Source organism: Ruegeria sp. AI3 (assembly GCF_056541245.1).
The window spans coordinates 1-9,306 of the sequence record NZ_JBQFYA010000024.1 but is presented as its reverse complement, the minus strand read 5'-3'; the positions used below and the strand labels follow the sequence as shown (position 1 = coordinate 9,306).

Below are 9,306 nucleotides of genomic sequence, written 5' to 3'. Positions count from 1 at the left end.
CTTGATGGCAGAGCTGGAAGCATCCCCTTGCTGCTCGTCTCCAGTCACCCAGGTAACAACGAATTCGCCATTGGCGAGGGCTGTAACGCTCGGGCTGATTTGACTGTCATTGGTAAACTCATTGACCAGGAATTCGCTGGCGACCTCTTTTCCATTCGCGTCAAAAATACGGGCCTTGACAGCCCAATTGGGCGTATCACCTTGCTGCTGCTCATCAGACATCCAGGTGATAACAAAATGGTCATTGGCGAGGGCCGTAACGCTCGGGGTGCTTTGCCAGTCATTAGTAAACTCGCTAGCCAGGAACTCACTGGTGACCTCAACGCCATTCGCATCAAAAATACGCGCCTTGATGGCATAATCAGACGTATCAACCCGCTGCCCTTCTCCAGACTGCCAGGTGATGACAAAATGGCCATTGGCAAGTTCTGTGACGCTCGGGTTGAGCTGCCAGTCATTATTGAATTCATTGACCAGGAACTCACTGACGATCTCACCGCCATCCGCATCAAAAACACGGGCCTTGATGGCCCAATCGGACGTGTTACCTGGCTGCCCGCCTTCAGACACCCAGGTGACGACAAACTGCCCATTGGCGAGGGCTGTAACGCTCGGTTGAGCACCATTGTTGAATTCATTGACGAGGAACGCACTGACGATCTCACCGCCATCCGCATCAAAAATACGCGCCTTGACAGCCCAATCGGGCATGTCGCCGTGCTGCTGCGCATGAGACATCCAGGCGACGACGAAATGCCCGTTAGCAAGTTCTGTGACGCTCGGGGCGCTTTGACTGCCATCGGTGAACTCATTGACCAGGAATTCGCTCTGGTCAACAACATCATCCACTGCGACCGGTGCATCATTGACAGGCGTAATCTCAAGCGCAAAGACACTGCTTGCTGAAAGAGATCCATCGCTGGCCGTCACCGTGACACTCAACATGCCATTGAAGTCCTGAGGTGGTGTGCCTGAGAAGCTCCCCGAAGCAGCATCAAACACCAACCAGCCCGGCAACGCCGTGCCATCCGCAAGCGTCGCACTCAAGGTCAGCGCATCGCCATTCGGATCCTCAAATGCGTCCGGTGGTAGTGTAAAGCTCACAGCCTCATCTTCTGCGGAAGACTGATCAGGCAACGCAATTGGCGGAACGGGCGCATCATTGGCTCCGTGCACAACGATGGAAACCGTTGCGGTGCTCTCCCCGCCATTGCCGTCACTGACCGTATAGGTGAATGTATCCGTCAGGGCCTGGCCCTCTGTCAGAGCCTGAACAGCGTCTACGCCGGTTGGGTCATAGCTGATCGTCCCATCGGTGTTCAGCGTCAGGGCTGCGCCATGCGCACTTGTGGCAGACACAGCTGTCACCGTGAGGGCATCCCCGTCGACATCGCTGTCATTGGCAAGAAGCGTGGCTGTCTCAATCAAGGTGACAGCATCTTCGGTGATAAGATAGGGGTTTTGAGCAACACCGTTTGTATCAAAAATACGGGCATTGATCGCAGAACCGGACGTATCGCCTTGCTGCCCGTCATCGGACTGCCAGGTGACAACAAAATCGCCATTGGCAAGGGCTGTTACACTCGCGTTGCCTTGAAAGAGATGGTTAAATTCATTGACCAGGAATTCACTGACGATCTCGTTACCATCCGCATCAAAGATGCGGGCCTTGATGGCAGAGCTGGAAGCATCACCTTGTTGCCCGTCATAAGAGTGCCAGGTGACGATGAAATGGCCATTGGCGAGGGCGGTAACACTCGGGTCGTGTTGGCCGTTATTGGTAAACTCATTGACCAGGAATTCATTTACAATCTCAACACCGTTCTCATCGAAAATACGGGCCTTGATGGCCCAATCAGTATCACCTTGCTGCCCGTCGTTAGACCTCCATGTGACGATGAAATGGCCATTGGCGAGCGCTGTGACGCTCGGGCTCCCTTGAGTGTTAGCGGTGTATTCATTGACCAGGAATTCGCTGACAATCTCAGCTCCACTCGCATCAAGAATGCGGGCCTTAATGGCAGAACCAGACGCATCGCCTTGCTGCTGGTCATCAGACTCCCAGGTGACAACAAAATGGCCATTGGTGAGGGCTGTAACACTCGATGACTCTTGCTTGCCATCTGTAAATTCATTGACGCGGAATTCACTCGTGCCAACAATATCATGACCTGCCACAGGTGCATCATTGGCAGGTGTGATCTCAAGCGCAAAGGTGTCGCTGGCTGAAAGTGACCCGTCACTGGCCGTTACCGTGACACTCAATGTGCCATTGAAGTCCTGGGGCGGTGTGCCTGAGAAGCTGCCGGAAGCCGCATCAAACACCAGCCAGTCCGGCAGGGCCGTGCCATCCGTAAGTGTCGCACTCAGGGTCAGCGCATCGCTATCCACATCCGTGAATGCGTTCGCCGGCAGCACAAAGCTCACGGCCTCATCTTCCACGGAAGCCTGATTGGACAATGCAAGTGCCACAACAGGGGCATCATTGGTTCCGTGCACAATGATCGAAACGGTTGCGACGCCCACACCGCCATTGCCGTCATCGGTCGCATAGGAAAATGTGTCGATAAGTGTCTGGCCCTCTGCCAGGGCCTGAACATCAGCTGCCCCGGTGGGATCGTAGCTGATGGTCCCATCAGTGTTCAGCGTCAGGGCTGCACCATGCGCACTTGTGGCAGAAACCGCTGTCACCGTGAGTGCGTCCCCGTCGACATCGCTGTCATTGGTGAGAAGCGTGGCGGTATCAATTGAGGTCACAACATCTTCGGTGATCGGAGTGGGACTTTGCACAACATCGTTAACTGCGACAGGTGCATCGTTGACAGGGGTAATCTCAAGCGCAAAGGCATCGCTTGCTGAAAGAGACCCGTCACTGGCCGTCACCAGTACATTGACCATGCCATTGAAATCCTGCGGCGGTGTGCCTGAGAAGCTCCCTGCAACCGCATCAAACACCAGCCAGTCCGGCAGGGCCGTGCCATCCGTAAGTGTCGCACTCAAGGTCAGCGCATCCCCATCCACATCCGTGAATGCGTTCGCCGGCAGCACAAAGCTCACGGTCTCATCTTCCACGGAAGACTGATCAGGCAATACAATCGCCACAACAGGCGCATCGTTGGCTCCATGAACAACCACGGAAACACTTGCGGTGCTCTCCCCGCCATTACCGTCCTCGACCGTATAGGTGAATGTATCCGTCAGGGTCTGACCCTCTGCCAGGGCCTGAACAGCGTCTGCGCCGGTTGGATCATAGCTGATCGTCCCGTCGTCTGTGTTCAGCGTCAGGGCCGCGCCATGTGCACTCGTCGGAGACACATCCATCACCGTCAGCGCATCTCCATCCACATCGCTGTCATTGGCCAGAAGCGTGGCGGTCTCAATCAGGGTGACAACATCTTCTGTGATAATCTTGTGACTTTGAGCAACACCGTTCGCATCAAAAACGCGGGCCTTGATGGCGAGGTCCCCATCGCCCTGCTGTCCGTCATGAGACTCCCAGGTGACAACAAAACCCCCATTGGCGAGGGCTGTCACACTCGGGTTCTGTTGCCAGCCATTGGTGAATTCATTGACCAGGAATTCACTGACAACCTCATCGCCATTCTCATTGAAAATGCGGGCCTTGATGGCAGTACCGGACGTATCCCCTTGCTGCTGGTCCTCAGACATCCAGGTGACAACAAAATGGCCATTGGTGAGCGCTGTAATACTCGGGTATACTTGCCAGCTATCGGTGAATTCATTGACCAGGAACTCACTGACAATCTCATCGCCATTCTCATTGAAAATACGGGCCTTGATGGCAGAAGCGGACGCATCCCCTTGCTGCTGGTCATGAGACCCCCAGGTGACAACAAAACCCCCATTGGCGAGGGCTGTCACACTCGGGTCCTCTTGCCAGAAGTTGATGAATTCGTTGACACGGAACTCACTGACAATCTCATCGCCATTCTCATTGAAAATACGAGCCTTGACGGCAGACCAAGACGTATCCCCGTGCTGTTGGTCCCAAGAATGCCAGGTGACGACAAAATGGCCATTGGCGAGCGCTGTAACGCTCGAGTATAGTTGCGCGTCATTGGTGTATTCATTGACCAGGAATTCACTGACAATCTCATCGCCATTTGCATCGAAAATGCGGGCCTTGATGGCAGAACTGGACGTATCCCCTTGCTGCCCGTCAAGAGAATGCCAGGTGACGACGAAATGGCCATTGGCAAGGGCTGTCACGCTCGGCCAGCCTTGCATGTCATGGGTAACTTCATTGACCGGGAACTGACTGACAATCTCATTACCATCCGTATCAAAAATACGGGCCTTGATGTCAAAACCAGACGGATGCCCTTGCTCCTGATCATTGGACGGCCATGTGACGACGAAATGGCCATTGGCGAGCTCGGTAACGCTGGGGGTCAATTGACTACCATTAGTAGACTCATTCACCAGAAATTCACTGACAATCTCGACACCATTCTCATTGAGAATACGGGCCTTGATGGCAGTTTCAGACGTATCGCCCGGCTGTCCATCATCAGACTGCCAGGTGACGACGAAATGGCCATTGGCGAGAGCGGTAACACTCGGGTCGCTTTGAGAGCCATCGGTGAAGTCATTGACCAGGAACTCACTCGGATCAACAGTATCATCAGCCGCGACAGGTGCATTGTTCATTACGGTCATTTCTTTATCCAATTCAAGCTGTGAGAAATTGAGATGATCTCATTTGCGTGCTGTACATGTGAGTGATGAGTGAAAACCTGTTGTTATTGTACTGGCTAACGTTCCAAAGCTTTGTTGCTTTTGACTTTTGCTGTCTGATTGACCGCGAATACGTCCAGCCAATTCGTCCCGCATCCAACACTGGATCCAGATCGCTGAATTGGAAAATACCATGATTCTATATTTGAATAGGAAAAGGCTATGGTGGGGTCTGCACCTGTCAGACTGTTACTTTGTCAATACGGCCTGAGCAAACAGTCGCCACAAGCACCATTATCGCACCAGAAGTCTGCAATGGTCTTCTGGTCAGGGCGAGTTGCCCAGTCAACCACATCAGTTCGACGTTCCGCCCTGCATTACGTTCTAACCAATGGCCGTGCCTGGCTCACCCAAACACTGACCGCTATCGCAAACGGGCATAAACAGTCCAACATCAGCAGCCTGATGCCCTGGAATTACGCCACAGACCTGTAATCGGTGCACCGCCTTCACTTTATCCTGAAAATGACGCAGAAATCTCAGCGGCCCAATGCATGTACCGGCTGCTGTTCTCCGCCGTCCCTGAGGCCCTGGTTCAGACCTGCATCGTGCATCTGGTGCGCTATGCACTGCGCAGCTCTCTCGGCAGATGAAGTGGCCGAAACATCTGCCCGTGCGGCTCAAAACCTGTGACTGAGGGCAAATCCAATGTAGGGATTGGGGTCACCGCCTTGTGCGCGATATCCCGCGTTAAACAGAATTTCCGGTCCGGGCGCTTCTGAAGCAAGCTGATAGGTCAGGCCAATATCTATCGGCCGCACTGAAGATGTAATCTGCACAGTTTGAGAGCTTCTTGTCACGCCCGTGCTTTCCTGACCGGCCACTGCTGCAACCCTGTCCCGGGGGAGGTCGATTGAAATCTCACCAGAGGAGATCTGGAGCGGACTGGATATCGACAAGCGCATCGTGCCTGGGCTGCCGAGAAAGCGTTTCTTGCTGATTGAGACGCTGCCGGCACGCCCCGTCAGACTTTTGCCGCCAGTGACCAGGCCTGCCTGTTTGAAATCTGTCCTGCTTTGCGTGCCCGATACCGTCAGGAGCGTGCCCTGCCCGACCGCAACAGATCCGGATATTTCCAAGAATGAGGTAGAGCTGCGTCCGCCCTGACCCGCGGCTCCCATAAAGCGGGATCCAAGGACTGTGCCGTTTTCTTCTATGAGGCCGAACTGGGCAGAAAGGCCTGACCCATCTTTGTCTTTTGCTTCAAGCCCTATGCTGGTCCTTGAGAAGGAGCCCGTGGATGATCCGACCGCGTGGTCAGTAATAAGGGCCAGCGCTTGTGTGAGTTCAAACTTGTGCCTGAATGAGTAGTCTTCTGTCAGAAGCTGTCCAAATGGATCTGCGTCTGGATCTATGTCGCCGAGAGTTATCTCATAGGAGAACACATCCCCATCAAAACGGAGACCTGTTCCGTGATCTGAACGCATGAGTGTGAGGCTGTCGCTGGCCTTTGTTTCCCGTACGAAGGTGGGGCGGGGTCTTGGCGCCTTGAGTTCGGAGACCAGGGCACTGGCAGCAAGCTCAAATCCGCGCGTATACGCATCTGCAACCATCAGGGTCTGCCCTGCGAGGGCCTGGTTGAGGGCTGGCGCCAGGGCGCCGCTGGCGACGATGCCCGTTTCGGCAAGAGGCATGGCGGCGCCCTCGATGGTGTTCCCCTGGTAGACGACAAGTTCACCCATAGGAAGCATGGCGCGTTCCAGATTGAGGAGGCCCTGCCCGTAGATCGGGTCAACACCCGGCTCACCGAGATCTTCAGCTGCCGCGAACATAATCTCAGCGATTACGGGTGCTGTCAGGTGTGGCCACTGGCTCTTCAATACGGCATAGGCGCCAGTGACATAGGCGGCTGCAATGGATGTTCCGTTCAAGTGAGTGAAGCCGTTGCCGTTGGGGATGATAATGACACCTGCGCCTGGCGCAGCGAGGCAAAAGTGCATTGCGACGCCACAGTGGTTGGAGGAGTGCCATAGGCTCTTGTCTTCACGGACAGCAACGACGGCGATGAAGTAACCGAGATAATCGTCCAGCACGACCGGAATGCCTGCAGTGACTGAGACGTCGGGCAGGCCGCCGTTGCCTGCGCCAAAAACGGTCATCAAGTCTTCGGATTTGGCTCTATTCAGGGCGGTGATGGTTTTGTCGCCAAGAAATTCTTTGAGATTTTTGCTATTTTCGTCCGGAGTTTCAGTTGTGAAATCCGTGATTGGCATTTCGACGATGAAATCATCGACAATTTTGGTTCGAACCCAGCTGTTGTTCATGACATGCGCACCAGCGTCAATTGCGCGGTTTATGGCATCAGCCCATATGCTCTCGATCGGAATCGTAAATTCGGTGTAGTCGCCCCGTTTTCTTATTCCATTGAAGATGACAAGCTCGGATTCAAAGGCAACGCCGTGCAGGCCTTGACCGTTTTTCCTGCCTGCAGCGATGTTGGCAACATGCGTGCCATGACCGGAACGGCCATGACCGTCAGGTTCAGAAATATCGTCGGGGTCTCCGACAAAGTAAGAGTGGCTGTTCTCAAAGTCGATTTTCCCTTCGAATTCTGGACTGTCGATATCAATACCTGTGTCCAGGATTGCAATCTTTATGCCCTGTCCTCGCCAGCCTTGAGCGTATTTTTCATCGGCTCCAATCAGAGACAGAGCATAGTTTGCGTTGAATTCTTCGGTCCGGAAGAAAGCGGGATTGTCCGGACCGGGGCCTGGGTTGGGACCGGGGCCTGGGTTGGGACCGGGGCCTGGGTTGGGACCGGGGCCTGGGTTGGGACCGGGACCTGGATTGGGACCGGGGCCTGGATTGGGACCGGGGCCTGGATTGGGACCGGGGCCTGGGTTGGGACCGGGACCTGGATTGGGACCGGGACCTGGATTGGGGCCGGGGCCTGGGTTGGGACCGGGGCCTGGGTTGGGGCCGGGACCTGGATTGGGGCCGGGGCCTGGGTTGGGACCGGGGCCTGGGTTGGGGCCCGGGTTTGGAGTGCCGGGACCTGGGCTTGGATTTGGACTGGGGTTTGGAGAAGGTGATGGGCTGGGACCTGGGTTTGGAATACCGGTGCCTGGATTTGGGCCGGAGCCTGTCTCAGAGTCTCCACCACCACCGCCTGCGAGAGAAGCTGCGAGCCCAACTGCGGCGAGCCCAAGGGCGATCGAACCAATTCCGAAGGTCTCCCCTGTGCTTAGCTCCGAAAGGGAAAAACTACGGATGTCTGGTGTCCGGTCTAAGGTTTGGTTGAGGTAGTCCTCCATAATTGCTGGTCGGCTCAGGAGGATGTACTTGCGTGCATCCTCGAAGGTTGATGGATCGCGCGCATGCTCACTGACGAGGAATTGCAAGGCCTGTTGATTTGAATAGGAGGTGAGTTGATCCGAGTAGATACTCGCCGCGACGGAGGTGGCAAAGGTGACAATGGCCGTCGTGGTCAGGGCTAACGTCTTAAACAGGCGCATGATGATTGCTATTCTTTAGCTGTTAGATTGTAACTGCTCGGTTGCGACCGCGCGCCGTTGATACCGATGAACCGCCCGACCCACCCGGCTCGCAAGTAACAAGCTGAATGTATTGCGGATATTGAGGATTGCTGACCGATCATTCGGTAGGCGGGCCATTCGTTTCCTGCCCAACTTTAGAACCCAGTTACTGTATTGTGAAATACTCCGATCCTATGTTTGAATAGACATCGGCTATGGTGCGGCCTGCGCACGCCATGAGATCAGTGGCAGGAGTTTCACCACCTCAACCCAGACGAAAAGACCGAGCGATTGAAGCCGGATCAATCCAAATTAAGGCGGTCCGAAATCCAAAATAATTCGATCCGGTCTACCGCCCTTGAAGACCCAGGATTCAGATAGCTCAGGATGCGCATAGATACCCGCGAGCGCCCAGCCAAGCGCGTAATCCTTTTCCACCACGTGCGGGGTAAGGCCCTGCGTACTGGCAAGTCCAAGGATTTCGCGCTTATCGATCATGCGGGGCGTCCTTCATCCAGCTATCCGGCACACGCAAGCGCCAACGTGTGATGAGACGCGGACACTCCAAAGACGGGTCCAGCTTGGCATGCCCCTTGGTGAGATGCTTGCGCGCTTTGCGGGCAACTATTCCGCCCTTTTCGTGGCGTTCAGCAAGAAAACCGAGCCGCTTGAAGACCGCGCCGTTTCCGTGGCGCAAAGCGTAGTCGATCAACAGATCAGGGTTGCAATCAGGCCGCTGTAGGTAGCGATCAAAACACTCCGAGACATGTTGAATGCCCCCGCCAACCCGGGGATCATCGAGCATATCGATGATTGTGCGGTTAATATCAGACACCGGAATACGGGTCTGGCCACGCCAAACCGTTTTCGTCCCGAATATCATCTCATTCTTGATGTGCTTGAGTGTAAAGACCGCACCCTGCCGCTCGACTGTCCGGCCGGCAACCGAGCGGGCCGTAAACACAAGAACATCGCGAAATATCTGTTCGGTGAGGTCCCAATGCTCGGCAGCGGTCCGTCCCCCAATGTAACATGGCTCAAATAGCGTCGGCACAAGAATCCAAGGGTCCTG

The 9,306-nt window shown here is 55.0% G+C and carries 4 protein-coding genes and 1 pseudogene; 1 reads left to right on the top strand and 4 read right to left on the bottom strand.

All coding sequences use genetic code 11. From position 1 onward, the window contains the following. Nucleotides 1-4,680, bottom strand: a 4,680-nt coding sequence (locus ACRZ95_RS22485) for a tandem-95 repeat protein (protein ID WP_480555617.1), incomplete at its 3' end; no start/stop codon positions are given. Between the two features lie 414 nt (nt 4,681-5,094). Here ACRZ95_RS22485 and ACRZ95_RS22480 point away from each other — a divergent pair. Next, a pseudogene (locus ACRZ95_RS22480) lies at nt 5,095-5,193 on the top strand (transposase domain-containing protein); the annotation flags it as partial. Nucleotides 5,194-5,378: 185 nt separating this feature from the next. Here the strand turns inward: ACRZ95_RS22480 and ACRZ95_RS22475 are convergent. The 3 genes from ACRZ95_RS22475 to ACRZ95_RS22465 all read right to left on the bottom strand — a co-directional run. Further along, a complete protein-coding gene (locus tag ACRZ95_RS22475) occupies nt 5,379-8,213 on the bottom strand; it encodes a S8 family peptidase (RefSeq protein WP_480555615.1) in 2,835 nt (944 codons plus the stop codon). A gap of 333 nt (nt 8,214-8,546) precedes the next feature. Further along, complete coding sequence (locus tag ACRZ95_RS22470; RefSeq protein WP_480423916.1) at nt 8,547-8,732, bottom strand: hypothetical protein; 186 nt, start codon at nt 8,730-8,732, stop codon at nt 8,547-8,549. After that, nucleotides 8,722-9,306 (bottom strand): type IV toxin-antitoxin system AbiEi family antitoxin domain-containing protein (locus ACRZ95_RS22465; protein ID WP_480555613.1); only part of this gene is annotated, 585 nt, incomplete at its 5' end. The genes ACRZ95_RS22465 and ACRZ95_RS22470, both read right to left, overlap by 11 nt.

What these genes read in the sequence shown, in the direction of transcription:
- ACRZ95_RS22475 (WP_480555615.1), bottom strand. Translation starts at nt 8,213, where the DNA reads ATGCGCCTGTTTAAGACGTTAGCCCTGACCACGACGGCCATTGTCACC.
- ACRZ95_RS22470 (WP_480423916.1), bottom strand. Translation starts at nt 8,732, where the DNA reads ATGATCGATAAGCGCGAAATCCTTGGACTTGCCAGTACGCAGGGCCTT.